The following is a 1,234-nucleotide window of genomic DNA, read 5'->3' as shown; positions in this document are numbered from 1 at the left end:
GCCGGCAAGACCACCACCGTCCAGATCCTGTCCACCCTGACCCGCGCCGACGCCGGCCGGATCCACGTCGCCGGACACGACCTGGCACACCGACCCGACGACGTGCGCGGCGCGATCGGTGTCACCGGCCAGTACTCCGCCGTCGACAAGCTCCTCACCGGCGAGGAGAACCTGCTGCTGATGGCCGACCTGAAGCACCTGCCCCGCCGCGACGGCAAACGCAAAGCCGCCGAACTCCTGGAGCGCTTCGACCTGGTCGAGGCCGCCCGCAAGCCCGCCTCCACCTACTCCGGCGGCATGCAACGCCGCCTGGACCTGGCGATGACCCTGGTCGGCGACCCCCGCCTGATCTTCCTGGACGAACCCACCACCGGCCTGGACCCCCGCAGCCGCCGCGCCATGTGGGACATCGTCCGCCAACTCGTCACCGACAACGGCGTCACCATCTTCCTCACCACCCAATACCTCGAAGAAGCCGACCAACTCGCCGACCACATCGCCCTGCTGGACCACGGACACCTCATCGCCGAAGGCACCCCCGACGAACTCAAACGCCTCATCCCCGGCGGCCACGTGTCCCTGCGCTTCACCGACGACGACACCCTCACCAACGCCCTCACCGCACTCGGCCGCGGATTTCTGGACCCCTCCGACGACGACCGCCTCACCCTGCAGATCCCCTCCGACGGCGGCGTGGCCTCCCTCCGCGACCTGCTCACCCACCTGCACACCGCCGGCATCGAACCCGCCGACCTCGCCGTCCACACCCCCGACCTCGACGACGTCTTCCTCACCCTCACCGGCCAAACCCCCACCCACAACCCCGCCCACAACCCCGCCGATGACCGGAACGACGACCGGAACGACGACCGCGCCGACAGCAACGACCGCAAGCAGGAGATCGCCCGATGAACACCCTCGCCCTGGCCGCACGCGACTCGCGCACCATGGTCGGCCGGCAGCTCAAGCGCCTGATCCGCTACCCCTCCATGACCGTCCAGCTGATCATCACCCCCGTGATCATCCTGCTGCTGTTCGTCTACGTCCTGGGCGGAACCCTCGGCACCGGACTCGGGCACGGCGGGGGGCGTGACGCCTACATCAACTACGTACTGCCCGGCATCCTGCTGATGGCCGTGGCCACCGGCGCCACCGGAACCGCCGTCATGGTCGCCACCGACATGACCGAAGGCATCATCGCCCGCTTCCGCACCATGCGCATCTCCCGCGCCTC

At 69.2% G+C, this 1,234-nt stretch carries 2 protein-coding genes; both read left to right on the top strand.

The features are described 5' to 3' along the window. On the top strand, positions 1-912 hold a 912-nt coding region (locus ABT299_RS52745), incomplete at its 5' end, for an ATP-binding cassette domain-containing protein (RefSeq protein ID WP_500255492.1). Then, positions 909-1,234, top strand: a 326-nt coding sequence (locus ABT299_RS52740) for an ABC transporter permease (protein ID WP_500255491.1), incomplete at its 3' end; no start/stop codon positions are given. The genes ABT299_RS52745 and ABT299_RS52740, both read left to right, overlap by 4 nt.

Origin of the sequence: Spirillospora sp. NPDC000708 (assembly GCF_040299565.1) — a bacterium.
Lineage (GTDB): Bacteria > Actinomycetota > Actinomycetes > Streptosporangiales > Streptosporangiaceae > Spirillospora.
This window is presented reverse-complemented; position numbering and strand designations above follow the sequence as displayed.